General features: G+C 70.5%; 21 protein-coding genes. 14 read left to right on the forward strand and 7 right to left on the reverse strand.

Features of this window, described 5'->3' with window-relative positions:
- Nucleotides 1–176: 176 nt before the first annotated feature.
- Nucleotides 177–1973, reverse strand: a complete 1797-nt coding sequence (locus IE278_RS36140; protein ID WP_189778964.1) for an AMP-dependent synthetase/ligase — start codon at nt 1971–1973, stop codon at nt 177–179.
- 389 nt (nt 1974–2362) lie between these two features.
- Between IE278_RS36140 and IE278_RS36145 the strand changes: the two genes are divergently transcribed.
- The 6 genes from IE278_RS36145 to IE278_RS36170 all read left to right on the forward strand — a co-directional run bounded on the left by IE278_RS36145 (nt 2363) and on the right by IE278_RS36170 (nt 7828).
- On the forward strand, nt 2363–3118 hold the full coding sequence (locus IE278_RS36145) for a metallophosphoesterase family protein (protein WP_189779059.1): 756 nt from the start codon (nt 2363–2365) through the stop codon (nt 3116–3118).
- Between the two features lie 145 nt (nt 3119–3263).
- A complete protein-coding gene (locus IE278_RS36150) occupies nt 3264–3758 on the forward strand; it encodes an SRPBCC family protein (protein WP_189778966.1) in 495 nt (164 codons plus the stop codon).
- Between the two features lie 84 nt (nt 3759–3842).
- Nucleotides 3843–5036, forward strand: a complete 1194-nt coding sequence (locus tag IE278_RS36155; RefSeq protein WP_189778968.1) for an ArsA family ATPase — start codon at nt 3843–3845, stop codon at nt 5034–5036.
- Between the two features lie 58 nt (nt 5037–5094).
- Nucleotides 5095–5610: a DUF5304 domain-containing protein gene (locus IE278_RS36160; protein WP_189778970.1), complete on the forward strand. Its 516-nt coding sequence runs from the start codon at nt 5095–5097 to the stop codon at nt 5608–5610.
- A 53-nt stretch (nt 5611–5663) separates the two neighbouring features.
- Nucleotides 5664–6617, forward strand: a complete 954-nt coding sequence (locus IE278_RS36165; RefSeq protein ID WP_107017445.1) for an ROK family glucokinase — start codon at nt 5664–5666, stop codon at nt 6615–6617.
- Between the two features lie 431 nt (nt 6618–7048).
- Nucleotides 7049–7828, forward strand: coding sequence for an endonuclease/exonuclease/phosphatase family protein (locus IE278_RS36170; RefSeq protein WP_189778972.1), 780 nt, complete (start codon nt 7049–7051; stop codon nt 7826–7828).
- A 44-nt stretch (nt 7829–7872) separates the two neighbouring features.
- Here IE278_RS36170 and IE278_RS36175 read toward each other — a convergent pair whose 3' ends face one another.
- Both IE278_RS36175 and IE278_RS36180 read right to left on the reverse strand, forming a co-directional pair.
- Complete coding sequence (locus IE278_RS36175) at nt 7873–8565, reverse strand: hypothetical protein (protein ID WP_189778974.1); 693 nt, start codon at nt 8563–8565, stop codon at nt 7873–7875.
- Entirely contained in the window at nt 8558–9367 is an 810-nt protein-coding gene (locus tag IE278_RS36180; RefSeq protein WP_189778977.1) for an alpha/beta hydrolase, read from the reverse strand. Before IE278_RS36180 ends, IE278_RS36175 begins: the two co-directional genes overlap by 8 nt.
- A gap of 173 nt (nt 9368–9540) precedes the next feature.
- On the opposite strand from IE278_RS36180, the gene IE278_RS36185 reads away from it, so the two are divergent.
- The 5 genes from IE278_RS36185 to IE278_RS36205 all read left to right on the forward strand — a co-directional run bounded on the left by IE278_RS36185 (nt 9541) and on the right by IE278_RS36205 (nt 14804).
- The gene (locus tag IE278_RS36185) at nt 9541–10344 is read left to right on the forward strand and encodes a lysophospholipid acyltransferase family protein (RefSeq protein ID WP_189778979.1); all 804 of its coding nucleotides are present in this window, start codon (nt 9541–9543) and stop codon (nt 10342–10344) included.
- Nucleotides 10345–10382: 38 nt separating this feature from the next.
- Complete coding sequence (macS, locus tag IE278_RS36190; protein ID WP_189778981.1) at nt 10383–11645, forward strand: MacS family sensor histidine kinase; 1263 nt, start codon at nt 10383–10385, stop codon at nt 11643–11645.
- Between the two features lie 80 nt (nt 11646–11725).
- Nucleotides 11726–12373 (forward strand): response regulator, encoded by a 648-nt coding sequence (locus IE278_RS36195; protein ID WP_189779061.1) that lies wholly within the window; start codon nt 11726–11728, stop codon nt 12371–12373.
- A 143-nt stretch (nt 12374–12516) separates the two neighbouring features.
- Entirely contained in the window at nt 12517–13545 is a 1029-nt protein-coding gene (locus IE278_RS36200) for a 6-phosphofructokinase (protein WP_189778983.1), read from the forward strand.
- A gap of 248 nt (nt 13546–13793) precedes the next feature.
- The gene (locus IE278_RS36205; RefSeq protein ID WP_189778985.1) at nt 13794–14804 is read left to right on the forward strand and encodes a 2-hydroxyacid dehydrogenase; all 1011 of its coding nucleotides are present in this window, start codon (nt 13794–13796) and stop codon (nt 14802–14804) included.
- Here IE278_RS36205 and IE278_RS36210 read toward each other — a convergent pair.
- Nucleotides 14747–16633, reverse strand: a complete 1887-nt coding sequence (locus tag IE278_RS36210; protein ID WP_189778987.1) for an anthranilate synthase family protein — start codon at nt 16631–16633, stop codon at nt 14747–14749. The two genes, IE278_RS36205 and IE278_RS36210, sit on opposite strands and share 58 nt — an antisense overlap.
- Before the next feature lie 117 nt (nt 16634–16750).
- Nucleotides 16751–16813 carry a trp operon leader peptide gene (locus tag IE278_RS43310; RefSeq protein WP_152788727.1) on the reverse strand — a complete coding sequence of 21 codons (63 nt, stop codon included), beginning with the start codon at nt 16811–16813 and terminating at the stop codon, nt 16751–16753.
- Nucleotides 16814–16953: 140 nt separating this feature from the next.
- On the opposite strand from IE278_RS43310, the gene IE278_RS36220 reads away from it, so the two are divergent.
- Nucleotides 16954–18306 (forward strand): class II 3-deoxy-7-phosphoheptulonate synthase, encoded by a 1353-nt coding sequence (locus tag IE278_RS36220; protein WP_189778991.1) that lies wholly within the window; start codon nt 16954–16956, stop codon nt 18304–18306.
- A gap of 193 nt (nt 18307–18499) precedes the next feature.
- On the forward strand, nt 18500–18745 hold the full coding sequence (locus tag IE278_RS36225) for a (2Fe-2S)-binding protein (RefSeq protein ID WP_189778993.1): 246 nt from the start codon (nt 18500–18502) through the stop codon (nt 18743–18745).
- 21 nt (nt 18746–18766) lie between these two features.
- Here the strand turns inward: IE278_RS36225 and bfr are convergent, their stop codons facing one another.
- Nucleotides 18767–19246, reverse strand: a complete 480-nt coding sequence (gene bfr, locus IE278_RS36230) for a bacterioferritin (RefSeq protein ID WP_107017456.1) — start codon at nt 19244–19246, stop codon at nt 18767–18769.
- Nucleotides 19247–19429: 183 nt separating this feature from the next.
- Between bfr and IE278_RS36235 the strand changes: the two genes are divergently transcribed.
- Entirely contained in the window at nt 19430–20062 is a 633-nt protein-coding gene (locus tag IE278_RS36235; protein ID WP_189778995.1) for a sulfite oxidase-like oxidoreductase, read from the forward strand.
- A gap of 48 nt (nt 20063–20110) precedes the next feature.
- Here IE278_RS36235 and IE278_RS36240 read toward each other — a convergent pair whose 3' ends face one another.
- Complete coding sequence (locus tag IE278_RS36240; protein WP_189779063.1) at nt 20111–20569, reverse strand: DUF4396 domain-containing protein; 459 nt, start codon at nt 20567–20569, stop codon at nt 20111–20113.
- Between the last annotated feature and the right edge of the window lie 67 nt (nt 20570–20636).

Consider the following 20636-nt stretch of genomic DNA (forward strand, 5'->3'; position numbering starts at 1 on the left):
CCGGCGAGGGCTGTTCGCGCAGTTCCCCGCGCCCCCAAGGGCAAAAGACTGCGCAGTCCCCGCGCCCCTGAAAGCAAAAGACTGCGCCGTTCCCCGCGCCCCTGAAGGCGAGGGGCGCGAGGAACGGCGCGAACGGGCCTTACCGGGCCGCCGGTGCAGGACGGAGTCAGGTCCGCTCAGGCCTGGTACAGCGCTTCGATTTCTGTGGCGTAGTCCTTCGCCACCACGTTCCGCTTCAGCTTCAGCGACGGCGTCAGGTGCCCCGAGTCCTCCGTGAACTGGTGCGACAGCACGCGGAACTTCCGTACGGACTCCGCCTTCGACACCGCCGCGTTCCCGTCGTCCACCGCACTCTGCACCGCCGCGAGCAGATCCGGGTCGAGGAGCAGGGACGCCGCCGTGGAGCCGGCCGGCTTGCCGTGGTCCTCGGCCCACCGCCCCAGGAACTCCTCGTCGATGGTGACGAGCGCGCCCACGAACGGCCGCCCGTCGCCGACGACCATGCACTCCGCGACCAGCGCGTGCGCCCGGATGCGGTCCTCGATCACCGCGGGAGCGACGTTCTTGCCGCCCGCCGTGACGATGATCTCCTTCTTGCGGCCGGTGATGCGCAGGTACCCGTCCTCGTCGAGCGTGCCGATGTCACCGGTGTGGAACCAGCCGTCGGCCAGCGCCTCCTCGGTCGCGCCCTCGTTGTTCCAGTACCCCTTGAACAGGTGCTCGCCGTGCAGCAGCACCTCGCCGTCGTCGGCGATGCGGATCACCGAGCCGGGCAGCGGCTGACCGACCGTGCCGATCTTCTGCCGGTCCCACGGGTTGAACGCGGTGGCGGCGCACGACTCGGTCAGCCCGTAGCCCTCAAGGACGGTGAAGCCGATGCCGCGGAAGAAGTGGCCGAGGCGTTCGCCCAGCGGGGCGCCGCCCGAGATCGCGTACTCGCCCTTGCCGCCGAGCACCGCGCGCAGCTTGCTGAAGACGAGTTTGTCGAACGCCTTGTGTTTGATCTTCAGCCCGATGGACGGCCCCGCCGACGTGTCCAGCGCGCGGCTGTACGCGATCGCCGTGTCCGCCGCCTTGTCGAAGATCTTGCCCTTGCCGTCCGCCTGCGCCTTGGCCCGCGCCGAGTTGTAGACCTTCTCGAAGACGCGCGGCACACCGAGGATCAGCGTCGGCCGGAACGAGGCCAGTTCGTCGGTGAGGTTCTTGATGTCCGGGACCATGCCCAGCTTGATCGGCGCCATCATCGGCGCGACCTGCACGAGCCGCCCGAAGACGTGCGCGAGCGGCAGGAAGAGGAGCACCGAGCACTCACCGGTACGGAACAGCGGCCGCAGCCGCTCCACGATGTTGCCGCACTCCGCGAAGAAACTGCGGTGGGTCAGCACACAGCCCTTGGGGCGTCCGGTCGTACCGCTGGTGTAGACGATCGTCGCCGCGTCGTCGGCCTTGGCGAGCGAGCTGCGCTCCTCGACGGCGGCGTCCGAGACGTCCTTGCCGGCGCGGTCGAGCTCGTCGACGCCGCCGCCCTCGATCTGCCAGACGTGCTTGAGGTGCGGCAGCCGGTCGCGCACCGACTCCACGGTGGCCGCGTGCGCGTCGAGCTCCACGACGATCGCGGTCGCTCCCGAGTCGCCGAGGATCCACTGCACCTGCTCGGGGGAGCTGGTCTCGTACACGGGTACGGTGACGGCGCCCGCGCTCCAGATGGCGAAGTCGAGCAGCGTCCACTCGTACCGCGTGCGGGACATCAGGGCGACGCGGTCGCCGGGCTGCACGCCCGAGGCGATCAGGCCCTTCGCGGCGGCCTGCACCTCGGCGAGGAAGACGGTGGCCGTGACATCCGTCCAGGTACCGCCGACCTTGCGGGCGATGACCGCGACATCGGGATGCTGCGCGGCGTTTCTGCGGACGATGTCGGTCAGATTGCCGTCCGCAGGGACCTCGTACAAAGCCGGAAGGCTGAACTCGCGCAAGACTGCTGCTCCTCATAGGGCGCCGGCGCCACGACTTCGTGTGATGCGACGGAGCGGTCCAAGGCTCGGGCAGGTGCTCCGGGAGTCGGTTGTTGAAACCCTGAGCACGACTGGACTGCCCGGACGTTACCCGCCGGTAGTGCCTCTACGACAGGGGGGTCCGGTGAGATGTTCCCCGCGTCACACGTGTTGGCGTTCCTTGGCGCAGAGTAGTCCAAGCCGTTACGGACTGGGTAGTAACCGCAGGTCCGCCCGCGTCTACACACCTTTGCTCCACAGGCTTACTCTTGATCGCCATGGCAGGTACACAAGGCGGCGGCGACGGCGGCGGGCGAGAGACCGCGAGGACACTCGCGGGGACTTCCCCGGGAACATCCCCAAGGACACGGATCCACGTCGTGAGCGACGTGCACGGCAACGTCCGTGACCTGCTCAGGGCCGGAGAGGGCGCGGACGCCCTGATCTGTCTGGGCGACCTCGTGCTCTTCATCGACTACGCCGACCACTCCCGCGGCATCTTCCCGGACCTCTTCGGCACCGAGAACACGGACCGCATCGTCGAACTGCGCACCGCCCGCAAGTACGAGGAGGCACGGGCCCTCGGCGCCCGGCTGTGGGCGGGCGTCGACCGCGGCCCCGCCATCGAGAAGGCCGTACGCAAGCAGTACGCCGAACTCTTCGCGGCGTTCCCCACCCCGACGTACGCCACCTACGGCAACGTCGACATCCCGTCCCTCTGGTCGGAGTACGCCGGACCCGGCACCACCGTGCTCGACGGACAGCGCGTGGAGATCGGCGGCCGGGTCTTCGGCTTCGTCGGCGGCGGACTGCGTACGCCCATGCGGACCCCGTACGAGATCAGCGACGAGGAGTACGCGGCGAAGATCGAGGCCGTCGGCGAGGTCGACGTGCTCTGCACCCACATCCCGCCCGAGGTGCCCGAGCTGGTCTACGACACGGTGGCGCGGCGCTTCGAGCGGGGCAGCCGGGCGCTGCTGGCCGCGATCCGGCGCACCCGGCCGCGGTACTCCCTCTTCGGGCACGTCCATCAGCCGCTCGCCCGGCGGATGCGGATCGGCGCCACGGAGTGCGTGAACGTGGGTCACTTCGCCGGGACGGGGAAGCCGTGGGCACTGGAGTGGTGAGGGCCGCCGGGGCCACCGGCGGTCGCGGGGCCGGGGGCGGCGGCCCCTCCACAGCGCGGTAGCGTTCACGCTGCGCACACAGGTAGAAAGCGTTCGTACCCCGCAGAACCCCCCTGTCCGGACCGCATCTGGAGGAGCCACAGCGATGGCGGAACACACCAGTTCGAGTATCACGATCGAGGCGGCACCGGCCGATGTCATGGCGGTCATCGCCGACTTCGCCCGCTACCCCGACTGGACGGGCGAGGTGAAGGAGGCGCAGGTGCTCGCGACGGACGAGAAGGGCCGCGCGGAGCAGGTGCGCCTCGTCATGGACGCCGGCGCCATCAAGGACGACCAGACCCTGGGCTACACCTGGACCGGCGACCACGAGGTCTCCTGGACCCTGGTCAAGTCGCAGATGCTGCGCTCCCTGGACGGCTCGTACGTCCTCAGGCCCGCCGGTCTGAGCGCCACCGAGGTCACCTACCGGCTCACCGTCGACGTCAAGATCCCGATGCTCGGCATGATCAAGCGCAAGGCCGAGAAGGTCATCATCGACCGCGCGCTCGCGGGCCTGAAGAAGCGCGTGGAGTCGGGCGACGCCGGCAAGGGGGACACGGACGCGGGGGACAAGGACGCGGGCGGCAAGGGAGCGTAGTCGGGGACGCCGGCAAGGAGACGGGGCCGGGCGACGAGCAGCGGCCCGCCGCCACCGCCCGCGCACCCCGTACCGTTCACCTCCATGCGCACGATCCTGATCACCGGCCCCGGCGGCTCCGGCCGCACCACCGTCGCCGCGGCCACCGCTCTGGAGGCCGCCCGCCGGGGCACCCGCACCCTGGTGCTCTCCGCGGACCGCACCGACACCCTCGGTGCCGCCCTCGGCGCCCCCACCGGTTCCGCACCCGCCGAGACCGCCCCCGGGCTCACCGCCTGGCGGCCGGACGCGGGCGAGCGCTTCCGGGCGGACCTCCTGGCCCTCCAGGAACAGGCCTCCACCGCCCTCGACCTGCTGGGCTCGGCCCGTCTGGACGCCGAGGAGCTCACCCCGCTGCCCGGCGCGGAGGAACTCACCCTGCTCCGCGCCCTGCGCGACGCGGCCGCCGCGGACACCTTCGACCTGCTGGTCGTCGACCTGCCGCCGGCCCCCCAGGCACTCGCCCTGCTGGCCCTCCCCGAACAACTGCGCCGCTACCTGCGCCGCCTGCTGCCCGCGGAACGCCAGGCGGCCCGCGCCCTGCGCCCCGTACTCGGCCGCCTGGCCGGCGTCCCCATGCCCACGGACCGGCTGTACGAGACGGCCGCCCGCTGGGACGTCGAACTCGCCGCGGTCCAGCGGGCCGTCGAGGACCCGGCCACGACGGTACGGCTGGTCGCCGAGCCGGGACCCGCGGGCGCCGACGCCGTACGTTCCGCCGTCACCGGTCTCGCCCTGCGCGGTCTGCGCACCGACGCCCTGATCGGCAACCGCGTCCTGCCCGACGCGTCCCCCGACACCTGGCTGGCCGCCCTCGCCGCCCAGCAGCGCAAGTCCCTCGACGAGTGGCGTGACGAGTGGGGCAGGACGTGCGATGTGCACGAGGTCGCCCACCTCGGCCGCGACCCGCGCGGCGCCGAGGACCTGGCCCTGCTGCCCGTGCCCCTCCCGGGGACCGCCGCCGGCGACGACTCCGGTCCGCCCGCCTGGCCCGTCGTCGACCGGCTCGCCGACGACGGCGTACTGGTCTGGCACATCCCGCTGCCCGGCGCGATACGCGAGGAGCTGGACCTCGTACGCCGCGGGGACGAACTCGTCGTCACCGTCGGGCAGTTCCGCCGGATCGTCGCGCTGCCGTCCGCCCTGCGCCGCTGCGCGGTGGACGGCGCCTCCCTGCGCGAGGGCGAACTGCGTGTCCGGTTCGCGCCCGACCCGGATCTGTGGCCACGGACACGGTGAACGGCCTACCCCGTTCGGGTAACGTCGACAGACACAGAGCCGATGCTTGGAGTCCGCCATGAGCGATGAGCGCCCCATGTCCGACGCGGGGGAGGACGCGCTCGACCCGGTGCACGACGACGGCACGGTGCACGGCGGGGAGCGCGACGAGGTCCGCACGACCGACGACGACGCCTGGGCGAAGGCGTGCGCCGAGGACCTGGCCGCCGAGAAGGCCCGCCGCCGCACCCGGTCCGGCCCGCCGCCCGGCTCGGCCGCCGAGGAACTGCGCAAACTCGTCGACGCCGTCGCCGACAAGCTGTCCGGACTGCAGCCACCCCTGCTCGGCGCCGTCGCGGGCGGCGCCGCACAGCAGATGGTGAACCAGGTCGTGCAGCAGGCCAAGGCCGCCGTCGAGCCCGTCATCGAGCGCAACCCCGACGTGTTCGACCACCTGGCGAGCGCCGGTTCCGAGCTGCTCGCCGCGTACCGCTCCGCCGTCGAGGCACAGGAACGGCGCTGGACCGCCCGCGACACCGCCGCGCGCCCCCGGGACGAGGGCACCGGTAGCGGTGAACACATCGACCTCGACTGAAGTCGCTCGGGTACGGTTGGCCATAGCGGGGCTCGACCGAAACTGAGGGATTCATGGGACTCACCATCGGCGTCGACATCGGCGGCACGAAGATCGCGGCCGGGGTGGTCGACGAGGAAGGCAACATCCTCTCGACCTTCAAGGTGCCGACTCCCACGACGCCGCAGGCGATCGTGGACGCGATCGCCGCGGCCGTCGAAGGTGCCAGGGCCGGGCACGAGATCGTCGGCGTGGGCATCGGTGCCGCCGGATACGTCAACCGGCAGCGGTCGACGGTCTATTTCGCGCCGAACATCGACTGGCGGCAGGAGCCCCTGAAGGAAGCGGTGGAGGCCCGGGTGGGCCTGCCGGTCGTGGTCGAGAACGACGCGAACGCCGCGGCCTGGGGCGAGTACAAGTTCGGCGCGGGCAAGGGCCACCGCAACGTCATCTGCATCACGCTGGGCACCGGGCTCGGCGGTGGCATCATCATCGGCAACAAGCTGCGGCGCGGGCACTTCGGGGTTGCCGCCGAGTTCGGGCACATCCGGATGGTCCCGGACGGGCTGCTGTGCGGCTGCGGCTCCCAGGGCTGCTGGGAGCAGTACGCGTCCGGGCGCGCGCTCGTCCGGTACGCGAAGCAGCGAGCCAACGCGACCCCCGAGAACGCGGACATCCTGCTGTCGCTGGGTGACGGGTCGCCCGACGGCATCGAGGGCAAGCACATCTCGATGGCGGCGCGGCAGGGGGACCCGGTGGCCGTGGACTCCTACCGTGAGCTGGCCCGCTGGGCCGGTGCCGGGCTCGCCGACCTGGCCTCGCTCTTCGACCCCTCCGCGTTCATCGTCGGCGGGGGGCTGTCGGACGAGGGCGAGCTGGTGCTCGACCCGATCCGCAAGTCGTACAAGCGGTGGCTGGTGGGCGGGAACTGGCGTCCCGTCGCCGACGTGATCGCCGCGCAACTGGGCAACGAGGCGGGCCTGGTAGGAGCGGCCGACCTGGCCCGGGAGCCCGACCCGATCATGTAATGACCGTACCCCCTCCACCGACGCCCGCCGAGCCCTCCGGGGCGGGCGGGCGTCTGTGGTCGGTGCCTGAGGCCCGGCGAGAGCCGCCGCCACGCCGTCTGCGCCCCGGCGGGCGCCACCCCAAAAGACTGCGCAGTTCCCCGCGCCCCTAAAAACGGAAAACAGCGCTTGCCCCCGGCCCATCGATGGCGGCCCGGTGGGTGCGTGCCGCGCAGTTCCCCGCGCCCCTGAAAGCCAGCGGCTCGCCTGGAAGCAGGGGCGTAGCCCCGTTCCCAGGGCGCGGGGAACGGCGCGGGCAACCGTCACTGGGGCGCGGTCGATGGGTAGGCGGGAGGCCGGGTTTTCAGGGGCGCGGGGAACGGCGCGATCACGTGCCGCTCGGGTGCGGTCAAAGAACTTGGCTCGGCCCCCGGGCCGATATCTTGATGCGCATGCCGACCAGCCCCACCGCCAGTCCGCTGCTGCCCCCCTCCCGGACAGAGGGAGACGGCTCGGCCGTCATCCGGGTCCTCAGCTACAACATCCGCTCCATGCGGGACGACACCACCGCACTCGCCCGAGTGATCGCCGCCTGCGAACCGGACCTGGTCCTCCTCCAGGAAGCCCCCCGCTTCTTCCGCTGGCGCAAGAAGCTGGCCCGCCTGGCAGCCGCCTCAGGACAGGTCGTCCTCTCCGGCGGAGCCACCGCGTCCGGCCCCGCCCTCCTCTGCTCCCTGCGCGCCACGGTCGAACACACCGAGGACGTACTGCTCCCCCTCACCCCCGGCCTGCACCGCCGCGGCTTCGCGACCGCCGTCGTACGGTTCGGAGGGGCGAACGGCCCCCGCGTCGGCGTACTGAGCTGCCACCTCTCCCTCCAGAAGGACGAGCGGCAGAAGCAGGGCGACATGCTCCTGGACAACCTCGCCGCCCTGGACACCCCGCACGCCGTCGCGGGCGGCGACCTCAACGAGCGCCCCAACGGCCGGACGTTCAAACGCCTCGCCGCAGCGCTCCAGGACGGCTGGGCGGTGGCCCCCTGGGGCGGGGAACACACCTCCACCCCCGGCGATCCCCATCAGCGCATCGACGCGCTCTTCGCCACCGCGGGGGTCGAGGTCCTGGGCTGTGGCGTGCCACTCGACCAGCCCGGAGTGACCGAGGCGGACCTGAGGGCCGCCACGGACCACCTCCCGGTCCTGGCCGCCCTCAGAATCCCGGCCACCCGATAACGCCGTCAGCCGTCAGCCGTCAGCCGTCAGTCAGTCAGTAGGAGTCAGACGACCGCGCCGCGCCCCGGATCGTCCTCGTCCTCCTCGTCGCTGCGCATCCGCCCCACCAGCGTGGCGAACCCGCCGAGGAAGCCGCCGATGCCCAGCGTGGCGAGGTACCACGTCATCTCCCACCCGAGCAGTACCGCGAGAAGCAGCAGCACGGGGCCGCCGATCACGCCCAGCCAGGCGAACTTGGCCGTGGCGTCCGCGGCGGGCAGCGGGGGCGGCTCCGGCGGCACGAAGTGGCCCTCGTCGTCCTCGTCGAAGTCCTCCTCGGCCGGTTCGGGCGCCGTGAAGTCACGCGGCCCGGCGACACCGGGCGCGAACGCCACCGAACTGCCGAGCGGCTTCCCGGCGCCGGGCTCGTCCTTCGAGCCGGCCTTCGCATCGGCCTCGGAGTCACCCTCCGAACCCGTACCGTCCGTACCGCTCTGCTTGCCCTTGGCGCCCTTGGGCGTCGCCGAGCTGCCGCCGGAGCCGCCCGGGCCGCCGCCGGCGTCGTTCGTCTCGGGCTCCAGGAGCGCCAGGTCCTCCACCGACTTGAAGGGCTTGGCGCCGGGCGGGTCCGGCGGCTCGTCGCCGTACCCGGCCACGATCGCCTCCCACGCCGCCGTCTCGTCGAACGACGGGCCCTGTTCCCCGCCGGGCGGTGCGTCCTTCTCGTCGGGCTCGCGGTCCGCGTCGTGCTCAGCCACCAGTGGCCGTCCCTTCCTGCTGACTCGCCTGACCCGCGCCGGCCTCCTTGCCGGCACCGGGTGCGAGCCGGGAGACGAAGGCGAAGCTCTCCTCGAAGATCCGGTCCGCGTCGTGGTCCAACGTCGCGACGTGGTAGCTCTGTTCCAGAAGTATCTCCGTGACATCCACGGACGACACCCGGCTGAGGACGCGGGCCGAGTCGGCGGGCGGCACGACATGGTCCTGCGGGCTGTGCAGGAGCAGCATCGGCTGGGTCACCTGCGGAAGCTCGCCGTCGAGCAGCCGGTAGAAGTTACGCATCGAGTGGGCCGCGTGCAGGGGCACCTTGTCGTAGCCGATCTCGATCCCGCCGTCCTTGGCGATGTCGCTGGTGATGCCCGGCACCGTCCTGACGAAGTGGCGGAGCAACGGCAGCGCGTACGCCGCGAGACCGTGCACCTTGTTCGCCGGGTTGACGACCACTATGCCGCTGACCTCGTCGCCGTGCTTGGCGGCGAGCCGCAGGGTGAGCGCGCCTCCCATGGAGAGGCCGAAGACGAAGACGTGGGAGCAGCGCTCGCGCAGGGCGCGCAGTTCGCGGTCCACCTCCGCGTACCAGTCCTGCCAGCCCGTGAGCTGCATGTCCTCCCAGCGTGTGCCGTGTCCGGGCAGCAGCGGCAGCGAGACGGTGAGACCGCGCTCGGCGAGGTACTCCGCCCACGGGCGCAGCGACTGCGGGGAACCGGTGAAGCCGTGGCAGAGGAGGACCCCGACCTCTCCCCCCTCGTGGTGGAACGGCTCAGCTCCGGGAAGGACCGGCACCTTCGGTCTCCTGTTCGTTCAAGGGCGACGCGACGATCACCCCGAAGCTTCGAGGCGTACTTCACCGTACGCGACGGCACTGACACCGACCAGGGCCGTCGGGCCCATTGACGGTGCTCCGGGTTAAGGTCTGATCGACATACACAGGAGGCACTCGGGTGATCTACGGCGCAATGAAGTTTTCCATCGGAGGGCCCCTGAAGCTCGCCTTCAGGCCCTGGGTGGAAGGCCTCAGGAACATTCCCGCCGAGGGCCCGGCCATCCTGGCGAGCAACCACCTGTCGTTCTCGGACTCGTTCTTCCTCCCCGCGGTCCTCGACCGCAAGGTCACCTTCATCGCGAAGGCGGAGTACTTCACCACGCCCGGCGTCAAGGGCAGGATGACGGCCGCCTTCTTCAAGGGCGTCGGCCAGCTCCCGGTGGACCGTTCCGGTGGCAGGGGCGCGGGCGAGGCGGCGATCAAGAGCGGTGTCGACGTCCTTGAGCGCGGCGAGCTGTTCGGCATCTACCCGGAGGGCACCCGGTCGCCCGACGGCCGCCTCTACCGGGGCAAGCCCGGCGGACTCGCGCGCGTGGCGCTGGCCACCGGGGCGCCCGTGATCCCGGTCGCCATGATCGACACCGAGAAGATCCAGCCGCCCGGCAAGGTGATGCCCAAGCTGATGCGCCCGGGCATCCGTATCGGCGAACCGCTGGACTTCAGCCGCTACGCCGGCATGGAGCACGACCGTTTCGTCCTGCGCGCGGTGACCGACGAGGTCATGTACGAAATCATGAGGCTCTCCGGACAGGAGTACGTCGACATCTACGCGACGGCCGCCAAGCGGCAGATCGCGGAGGCGGCGAAGGCGCAGAAGCAGGCGCACAAGGAAGCCCAGAAGGAAGCGGACCGGGTGCGCCAGGCGGCGGACCAGGAGCGGGCCGAGAAGGAGCGGGCCGAGAAGGAACGGGCCGAGAAGGAGCAGACCGGCTCGTAGACCTGGACGCGGCCACGGGGGATGGGGTACTGGGGGACATGGCCAAGCGCGAAAGAGTCATGAGGATGTCGGTCGAGCAGCCGCTGTGGCGCGCGCTCACGGCGTACCGCGTCCTGACGCTGTTCTACGCGATCGGTCTCTTCGTGGCGAAGAACGACGAGTTCATCCGCCCCGAGGTGGCCATCGGCTACTACGTGCTGCTCTTCGCCTGGACCTTCGCCACCCTGCCCAAGGTCGCGAACGCGCAGAGCTGCACCAAGCCCTTTCTCGCGGCTGATCTGACCGTCGCCCTCACCGGCATCCTGCTCACCCCGGTCGCGGACGCCCACGACCGGATCGTGGCGGGCGGCCCGACCCTGCCGTCCATCTGGACCGCGGGCGCGGTGCTGGCGTTCGCCATCAAGGGCGGCTGGCGCTGGGCGGCCTTCGCCTCGGCGCTCGTCGGCGTCGCCAACGTCGTACAGCGCGGCGCACTCAGCGAGGACACCCTCCACAACGTGCTGCTGGTCTGGGTCGCCTCGATCGCCATCGGATACGTCGTCGAGGTCGCCCGGGCCTCCGAGCGCACCCTCGCCCGCGCCCTGGAGATCGAGGCGGCGACCCGCGAACGCGAGCGGCTCGCCCGTGACATCCACGACGGAGTCCTCCAGGTGCTCGCCATGGTGCAGCGGCGCGGCTCCGCGGTCGGCGGGGAGGCCGCGGAGCTGGGCCGTCTCGCCGGCGAGCAGGAGGTCGCGCTGCGCACCCTGGTCTCCGGCGGGCTCGTACCCGTCTCACGGGTGTCGGAGGACGAGGCCGAGGGCGCCGTCGTGCGCGCGGTGGAGGAGCCGGACCCGCAGGACGACTCGGCACCCCGCGACCTGCGCCCGCTGCTCGCGCCCTACGCCACCGCGAAGGTGACGTTCTCCGAGCCGGGCACCCCGGTGCCGCTGGCGGGCGGGGCCGCGCGGGAGCTGGCCGCGGCGGTCGGTGCCGCCCTGGACAATGTCCATCGTCACGCGGGCGAGGACGCCCGGGCGTGGATCCTGGTCGAGGACGAGCCGGACGAGGTGATCGTGACCGTACGGGACGACGGCCCCGGCATCCCCGAGGGGCGGCTCGCCCAGGCCGAGGGGGAGGGGCGCCTCGGAGTGGCCCTGTCGATCCGGGGACGGCTGCGCGAGATCGGGGGCACCGCCGAGCTGATCTCGGTGCCGGGGCAGGGCACGGAAGTGGAACTGAAGGTACCGAAGCAGGCACCCAAGGCCTCAAAGGGGCCGAAGGAGCCGAAGGGCACACGGGGGAAGGCGGAGAAGGCATGACCGAGGGACAGGCACAGGCGCAGGAACGGCCACAGCCACAGGAGCAGGCACAGGTTTCGGGGCAGGCCGCGATCAGGGTCATGGTGGTCGACGACCACCCCATGTGGCGCGACGCGGTCGCCCGCGACCTGGCGGAGTCGGGGTTCGACGTGGTCGCGACCGCGGGCGACGGCGAGCAGGCGGTGCGCCGGGCCCAGGCCGTCGGGCCCGACGTCCTGGTGCTGGACCTGAACCTGCCGGCCAAGCCCGGGGTGCAGGTCTGCAAGGAACTCGTCGGCCTCAACCCCGCCCTGCGCGTCCTGGTCCTCTCCGCGAGCGGCGAGCACGCCGACGTCCTGGAGGCGGTCAAGTCGGGCGCCACCGGCTACCTCCTCAAGTCGGCCTCCACGGAGGAGCTGATCGACGCGGTGCGCCGCACGGCCGTAGGCGACCCGGTCTTCACGCCGGGCCTCGCGGGACTGGTCCTCGGCGAGTACCGCAGACTCGCCTCCGACCCCGGCCCGGCCTCGGGCGGCGACGAACCCCGGGCCCCGCAGCTCACCGACCGGGAGACCGAGGTACTGCGCCTGGTGGCCAAGGGCCTGAGCTACAAGCAGATCGCCGAACGCCTCGTGATCTCCCACCGCACCGTGCAGAACCACGTCCAGAACACCCTGGGCAAGCTCCAGTTGCACAACCGCGTGGAGTTGGTGCGCTATGCCATAGAGCGGGGCCTCGACGACGTGTAAACCCACCGATACACACCAACGAGTGATGCCAGGTGATCAACTCCCGCACATTGCACCGGAATTGACCTTCCGCCCTCTCCTGGAGTGACCTGGATCACTATTAGCGTGAGTTCCGTCAGCCAACCGTGGCGAAGGGACTTTCCATGCGGGTCGGAGTACTGACCGGAGGCGGCGACTGCCCCGGGCTCAACGCCGTCATCCGGGGCATCGTCCGCAAGGGCGTGCAGGAGTACGGCTATGACTTCACCGGCTTCCGGGACGGCTGGAGGGGTCCGCTGGAAGGCGACTTCGTCCGGCTCGACATTCCCGCCGTGCGGGGCATCCTGCCTCGCGGCGGCACCATCCTCGGCTCCTCGCGCACCAACCCCCTCAAGGCCGAGAACGGCATCCGCAGGATCAAGGAGAACCTCGCCAAGTGCGAGGTGGACGCCCTGATCGCGATCGGCGGCGAGGACACGTTGGGGGTCGCGGCGCGGCTCACCGACGAGTACGGGGTGCCGGTCGTCGGCGTCCCGAAGACCATCGACAACGACCTGTCCGCCACCGACTACACCTTCGGCTTCGACACCGCCGTCGGGATCGCGACCGAGGCGATCGACCGGCTGCACACCACCGCCGAGTCGCACATGCGCGTACTGGTGTGCGAGGTGATGGGGCGGCACGCGGGCTGGATCGCGCTCCACTCGGGCCTCGCGGGCGGCGCGAACGTCATCCTCATCCCGGAACAGCGCTTCGACGTCGACCAGGTCTGTGCCTGGGTGACCTCGCGTTTCAAGGCCTCGTACGCGCCGATCGTGGTCGTGGCGGAGGGGGCGATGCCCAAGGACGGCGACATGGTTCTGAAGGACGGGTCGCTGGACTCCTTCGGGCATGTGCGGTTGTCGGGTGTGGGGGAGTGGTTGTCGAAGGAGATCGAGCGGCGTACGGGTAAGGAGGCGCGGACGACCGTGCTCGGGCATGTGCAGCGGGGTGGCACGCCGAGTGCGTTCGACCGGTGGCTGGCGACTCGGTTCGGGTTGCACGCGATCGAGGCGGTGCGGGACGGGGACTTCGGCAAGATGGTCGCGCTCCAGGGGACGGACATCGTGCGCGTCCCGATCGCGGAGGCCACGGCCCGCCTGAAGACGGTGGATCCCCGCCTGTACGCGGAGGTCGGAGTCTTCTTCGGCTGACTTCTCCTCGCCCCCGCCGCCCCTACCCTTCCCGTCACCGACTCGGGGGCGCTGCCGCCGAACCCCCGCTCCTCAAACGCCGGAGAGGCTAATCCTTCAGCCCGTCCGGCGTTTGAGGACAAGGGGGCGAGGGGGCGCAGCCCCCATGCGGGACGGGAACGGGTAGGGGCGGCGGGGGCGGGAATCGTCCAGGGTTCGTATATTCGGCGGGGTAAGCGGCAGACACCCCCAAACCCCCGGAGGGCCCCGTGGAGATCCTCGCCTTCGGCGTCCAGGCCGACGAGAAGCCCCTCCTCGAAGAGGCCTTCCGGGCAGAGGGACACCACGACGTCCGCTGCCTGGACGTCTTCCTCAACGAGGACACCGCCCCCATCGCCGCCGGCTACGAGACCGTCTCCACCAGCGTCAACTGCGAACTGAGCACGAGGGTCCTGCAAAAACTCACCACCGGCGGCACCCACCTGGTGGCCCAACGCTCCACCGGCTTCAACAACATCGACCTCCAGGTCGCCGAACGCCTCGGCATGACGGTCGCGCGGGTCTTGTCCTACTCGCCGCACTCCGTCGCCGAGTTCGCCTGGACCCTCGCCATGGCCGTCAACCGCCGCATCGTCCGCGCCTCCAACCGCACGCGCGACTTCGACTTCCGCCTCGACGGGCTGATGGGCCGCGACCTGCACGGGCGTACCGCCGGCGTCCTCGGCACCGGCAGGATCGGCGAGGCGTTCACCCGGATCGCCCATGGCTTCGGCATGGATCTCCTCGGCTGGGACGCCGCCGAGAACCCCGCCTGCGTGGAACTGGGCATGAAGTACGTCACGAAGGAGCGGCTCCTCGCCGAGTCCGACCTCGTCAGCCTGCACGTACCGCTGCTGCCGGAGACCCAGCACCTGATCGACGCCGACGCCCTGCGCACGATGAAGGACGACGCGGTCCTGGTGAACTCCAGCCGCGGCGGCCTCATCGACAGCCGGGCCCTCGTCGCGGAACTGCGCGCCGGCCGCTTCACCGGCGTCGGCCTCGACGTGTACGAGGCCGAGGCAGGGCTCTTCTTCCTCGACAAGTCCCTCGAAGTGGTGGACGACGACACCCTGGCCCGCCTCGTCACGTTCCCGAACGTCGTCGTCACCTCCCATCAGGCGTACTACACCGTGGACGCGGTCGGCCAGATCATCGAGACCACGGTGCGCAACGTCCTCGACTACCTGGCGGGCCGCCGCTCCGAGAACGTGCTGGTGCCCGCGCCGGCGCGCACCTGAACCAGTAGGTCCCGTACGACGTCCGTGCCGCGCAGGGTCAGCACCGACTCGGGGTGGAACTGCACACCGGCGAAGCCCGGCCCGCGCAGCGCGTGCACCTCCTGGCCCTGGCTCCGGGCGACCTCCAGGCCGTGGGCCGCCAGCTCCAGCGCGGCCTCGTCGTCGCAGCGCGCCACGAAGCTGTTGTAGAAACCGACGGTCTCGGTCCGCCCGAACAGATCGATGTCCGTCTGAGCGCCCTGGTACGGGATCTCCTTGCGCACGATCTCCAGGCCCAGCTCCGCCGCGATCAGTTCGTGGCCCAGGCACACACCCAGGACGCCGTACCGGTGCCCGCGCAGCACCTCGGCGGTGAGGCCGCGCAGGAACGCCATCTTCGGGTCCGTCAGGTCGGACGGGTCGCCGGGGCCGGGGCCCAGCACCAGCGGGCCGTCGTGTGCGAGCACCGCTTCCCGCAGCCCCGCCTCGTCGTACCGCCGTACGGTCACCGCGAGACCGGACGAGCGCAGCAGATGCGCGAGCATCGCCGTGAAGGTGTCCTCCCCGTCCACGACGAGCGCGTGGCCCGACAGCTCGGTGGACGGCTCCTGCATCCGCAGCCAGAACGGCGCCAGCGAGGCCCGCCGCCCGTCGAGCGCGGCCCGTACCCGCGGATCGTCCGCGAGGTTCGCTCGCGCCTCGTCCCCGCCCGGCCGCCCGGGGCGTACGCCGAGAGCGGCCAGTACGCCCGCGGCCTTCGCGTGGGTCTCCGCGACCTCGCCCGCCGGGTCCGACCCGCGGACGAGCGTCGCGCCCACCGGTACCCGCAGCCGTCCGCCGCCGTCGATGTCGGCGGTCCGGATGAGGATGGGGGAGTCGAGGGTCTGGGCGCCGCCGGAGTCGCGCCCGATGAGGGCGAGGGCTCCCGCGTAGTAGCCGCGTCCGCCGACCTCGTGCCGTTCGATCACCCGGCAGGCGTTCTGCACCGGCGACCCGGTGACGGTCGCGGCGAACATGGTCTCCTTGAGCACCTCGCGCACGTCCAGCGACGACCTGCCCCGCAGCTCGTACTCGGTGTGTGCGAGATGCGCCATCTCCTTGAGCCGCGGCCCGATCACGACGCCGCCCATGTCGCCGACCGTGCACATCATCTTGAGTTCCTCGTCGACGACCATGGAGAGCTCCTCGATCTCCTTGCCGTCGGACAGGAACTCCAGCAGGTTCTCCGGGGTCGGCCCCTCGGCGGGATAGCGGTACGTCCCGCTGATCGGGTTCATCACGACGGTCCCGCCGGACATCCGCACATGCACCTCGGGGCTCGCCCCGACCAGCGTCCGCTCCCCGGTGTGGACCACGAACGTCCAGTACGCGCCCCGCTCGCCCACCAGCAGCCGCCGGAAGAGCGCCAGCGCGTCGGCCCGGCCGAACCCGGGGATCTCACCCTCGTACGTCCGCCGGATGACGAAGTTCGCGCCCTCGCCCCGCCCGATCTCCTCGCGCAGCACCCGCCCGACGATCCGCGCGTACTCCTCGTCCGCGACGTCGAAGCCGCCGTCCTCGACGCGTACGTCGTGCGCGGGCAGCTCCGCCAGCACCTGCTCCAGCGAGAACGCGTACGACTCCTCGGGGGTCAGTACCGACAGGGGAGTGCCGTCGTCGTGGACGTCGAAGCCGCGCTCGCGGATCTGGCGGTACGGGACGAGGGCGAGCCCCTCGGGGATGTCGGCCAGCCGCTCGTACCCGGTGACCGGGCCGAGCAGCAGCTCGACCGTGTCGTGATCGTGGCCCGGAGTGCGGCGGCGCAGCAGGGCGAACGGTCGGGGATCGTCCAGCAGATCGAGCAGGTTCATGGGTCCGTGTTCCTTCTCGGCGTCTCTAGGGAGAGAGGTGGAGAGGGACGGGCCCGGTCGCGAAAACACCGAAGGCCGCCCCTCGGGCGGCCTTCGCGAAGTCTTGCGTACGCGCAGTCAGTGGGCCGCCGGATGAGCGGTCCACCACCAGTTCTGGTTCTGGGTCGAGTGCGCGAACATGCGCCGCACCCTACCCCACACCGCCCCCGCGGCGGATGCCGCGCACGGTGGCCGGTTCGCGGCGCTTCGATCGAGCGCGATCCGTCTCAATTGATGAGCATGTGGCGGGATGCCCGACACGACCCCGTAATGTTGACGCCGTGACCGTGAACGCTAAGTCCAGCGCGAGCGCTGGCAACACCTGGCGAGACCTTCCCGCGGCGCAGCAGCCCGAGTACCCCGATGCCAAGGCTCTGCGCGAAGTGATCGCGGACCTCGAGTCGTATCCGCCGCTCGTCTTCGCCGGCGAGTGCGACCAGCTGCGCGCCCGGCTGGGAGCAGTCGCCAAGGGCGAGGCGTTCCTTCTCCAGGGCGGCGACTGCGCCGAGGCCTTCGACGCCGTGTCAGCCGACCACATCCGCAACAAGCTCAAGACCCTGCTCCAGATGGGTGCCGTTCTCACGTACGCGGCGTCCGTGCCGGTCGTGAAGGTCGGCCGGATCGCCGGCCAGTACTCGAAGCCGCGCTCCAAGAACACCGAGACCCGCGACGGCGTGACCCTGCCGACGTACCGCGGCGACTCGGTCAACGGCTTCGACTTCAACGAGAAGGCCCGGATCCCGGACCCCGAGCGCCTGAAGCGGATGTACAACGCCTCCGCCTCCACGCTCAACCTGGTCCGCGCCTTCACCACCGGCGGGTACGCCGACCTGCGCCAGGTGCACGCCTGGAACCAGGACTTCGTACGGACCTCGCCGTCCGGCCAGCGCTACGAGCAGCTGGCGCGCGAGATCGACCAGGCGCTGCACTTCATGAACGCCTGCGGGGCCGACCCCGAGGAGTTCAAGACCGTCGAGTTCTACGCCTCCCACGAGGCGCTGCTCCTCGACTACGAGTCGGCGCTGACCAGGGTCGACTCCCGCACCGGGCACCTGTACGACGTCTCCGGGCACATGGTGTGGATCGGTGAGCGCACCCGGCAGCTGGACGGCGCGCACATCGAGTTCGCCTCGAAGATCCGCAACCCGATCGGGATCAAGCTGGGCCCGACGACCACGGCCGAGGACGCGCTGCAGTACATCGAGCGGCTCGACCCGGACCGCGAGCCGGGCCGGCTGACCTTCATCGTCCGGATGGGCGCCGACAAGGTCCGCGACAAACTGCCCGAGCTGGTCGAGAAGGTCACCGCCTCGGGCGCGACCGTCGCCTGGATCACCGACCCGATGCACGGCAACACCTACGAGGCGGCCTCCGGCCACAAGACCCGCCGCTTCGACGACGTGCTCGACGAGGTCAAGGGCTTCTTCGAGGTCCACAAGGGCCTCGGCACCCATCCGGGCGGTATCCACGTGGAGCTCACCGGTGACGACGTCACCGAGTGCGTGGGCGGCGGCGACGAGATCTTCGTCGACGACCTGCACCAGCGCTACGAGACAGCCTGTGACCCCCGGCTGAACCGCAGCCAGTCGCTTGACCTGGCGTTTCTGGTGGCGGAGATGTACCGGGACCAGTAGTGGGCCGGTAGCGGTTCCGGTGGTCACCGGGGCGCGGGAGGCACGTGAGCGGCATGTGCGGTGGGGCGCGGATCACATACGATCCGCGCCCCACCGCACTTTTGCGGCTCAGACTCGACGGGTAAGGTTAGGTTAGCCTCACCGATCTTCGGGACGGCACGACCTATCGAATCCCGTCGGGAGGTGGAACCGCGTGTTCGTCTGCAACTGCTTCGGAGTGACCGAGGCACAGGTGAAGAAGCACGCGGCGGACGGTGCCTGCACCCCCCGGCAGATAGCGTCCGCCTGCAAGGCGGGCACCGACTGCGGATCCTGCGTCCGGCGCATCCAGGCGCTGCTGGGCCGGGGCGCCGTCCCCGGCCGTGCGTCGGCGGATCAGGGCATCCCCGCCCTCGCGGAGGCGCGGCGCCGGGAGGAGCGGCTGGACGAGGCGGCCTGAGGCCTGCCTGGCCTGCCTGCCCTAGCTCTCCGGCTGCTCGATGAGCTGCGCGATGTAGAGCGCCTCGCCGAGCTTCTCCACCAGCTCCAGCTGGGTGTCCAGATAGTCGATGTGGTGCTCCTCGTCCGCGAGGATCGACTCGAAGATGTTCGCGGACGTGACGTCGCCCTTGGCCCGCATCACGTCGATACCGCGCCGGAGGCGGTCGATCGCCTCGACCTCGACCTGGCGGTCTGCCTGGAACATCTCGGTGACCGTCTGTCCGACCCGGACGTGGAAGAGCCGCTGATAGTTCGGCAGGCCGTCAAGGAAGAGGATGCGGTCGGTCAGCAGTTCGGCGTGCTTCATCTCGTCGAACGACTCGGAGCGCGTGTACTTCGCCAGCTTCGTCCAGCCGAAGTTCTCCTGCATCTTCGCGTGCAGGAAGTACTGGTTGATCGCGGTGAGCTCGGCGGTCAGCTGCTCGTTGAGGAATTCGAGAACCTCGGGGTCGCCCTGCATCGCGAAGGCTCCTTCCAGGCGGGGGAACTGGTGGGTTGCGCCGCATGATTGCACCGGTGTTGAAGATCGTCCAGTAAGTGCATGCTTAGTAAGTAAGTACAGGCTTAGTCCGACTTGTCGTGGTTGGCCGGGAGGGTACGGACCTGGTCATGTCCACCTTCCCCGGTCTGTCAGGATGGAGTCATGGGTCAGCCGGTGGGTCGTGAATCTGGAGAAGCAGGGCAGTCGGAGCTTCCGCCGGGGCAGCGACTGCAGCGGGGCTGGCCGGTCACGCACTACGGGCCCGTACCCAAGTTCCGCCCCGAGCGCTGGGAATTCAGGATCTTCGGCGCCACCGCCGACGGCGAGAAGTACCGCTGGACCCACGACGAGTTCACCGCACTGCCGTACGCGACGGTCGTGGCCGATCTGCACTGCGTCACCAAGTTCAGCATGGTCGGTGCGGAGTGGGGTGGTGTGCCGACCCGGACGATCCTGGAGATCGCCCCGCCGGCGCCCGCCGTCACCCATGTCATGGTCTGGGCGGAGTACGGCTTCAGTTCGAATCTGCGCCTGGAGGACTTCGCGTCCGAGCGCTCGATCTTCGCCACCCACAAGGACGGTGAACTGCTCACCGCCGAGCACGGTTTCCCGCTGCGTCTCGTCGTCCCGCAGCTGTACGCCTGGAAGGGCCCCAAGTGGGTCCGCGGCGTGGAGTACATGACCGCCGACCGCCGCGGCTTCTGGGAGGAGCGCGGCTACCACAACGTGGGCGATCCCTGGCGTGAGCAGCGCTACTCCTACCAGGAGGAGCCCGGGGACGGCCCCGAGCTCTGACGGTCCCCGGTCCCGCCGTCTCTCCTGGTCGGTGGTGGTACTGCCTGGTCAGTGGTGGTACTGGTGCACCACGGCGTGGCCCTTGCCGCGACCGATCATCCACTTGTTGACCGGCGTCGTGACCACGAACGCGGCGGCCAGCGCGATCGCCAGCACCCACCAGAACAGCGGATCCCCGAGCCCGGTGTCCATCGCGCCCGGCCAGAGGGCGATCACGCCGTTGTCGATCAGCTCCATCACGGCGATGGAGAGCGTGTCCGCGGCGAGCGCGACCCGGATCGCGGACCTGAGGTCGACGCCCGCCTTCAGGACGCCGCGCAGGGTGAGCGCGTAACCGAAGAAGAAGGCCAGGGCGATCGCCAGGAGAAGCGTCGGCACGGAGTCCCAGCCGAGCGCGGTGCCGATCACCATGCCGAGCACCTCGCCGATGGCGCACCCGGTGAGGCAGTGCAGGGTGGCGCGGACGGCCGTGGACCAGCTCGCGTGCGGGTGTCCGTCGTGCTGCATCAGAACCTCCGGCATCGGTGAACGACGGTTCCTGTCTCAGGGTTCGAACAGTCCGACCATATACCCC

The sequence above is a fragment of the Streptomyces tauricus genome, from assembly GCF_014650955.1.
Lineage (GTDB): Bacteria > Actinomycetota > Actinomycetes > Streptomycetales > Streptomycetaceae > Streptomyces > Streptomyces tauricus.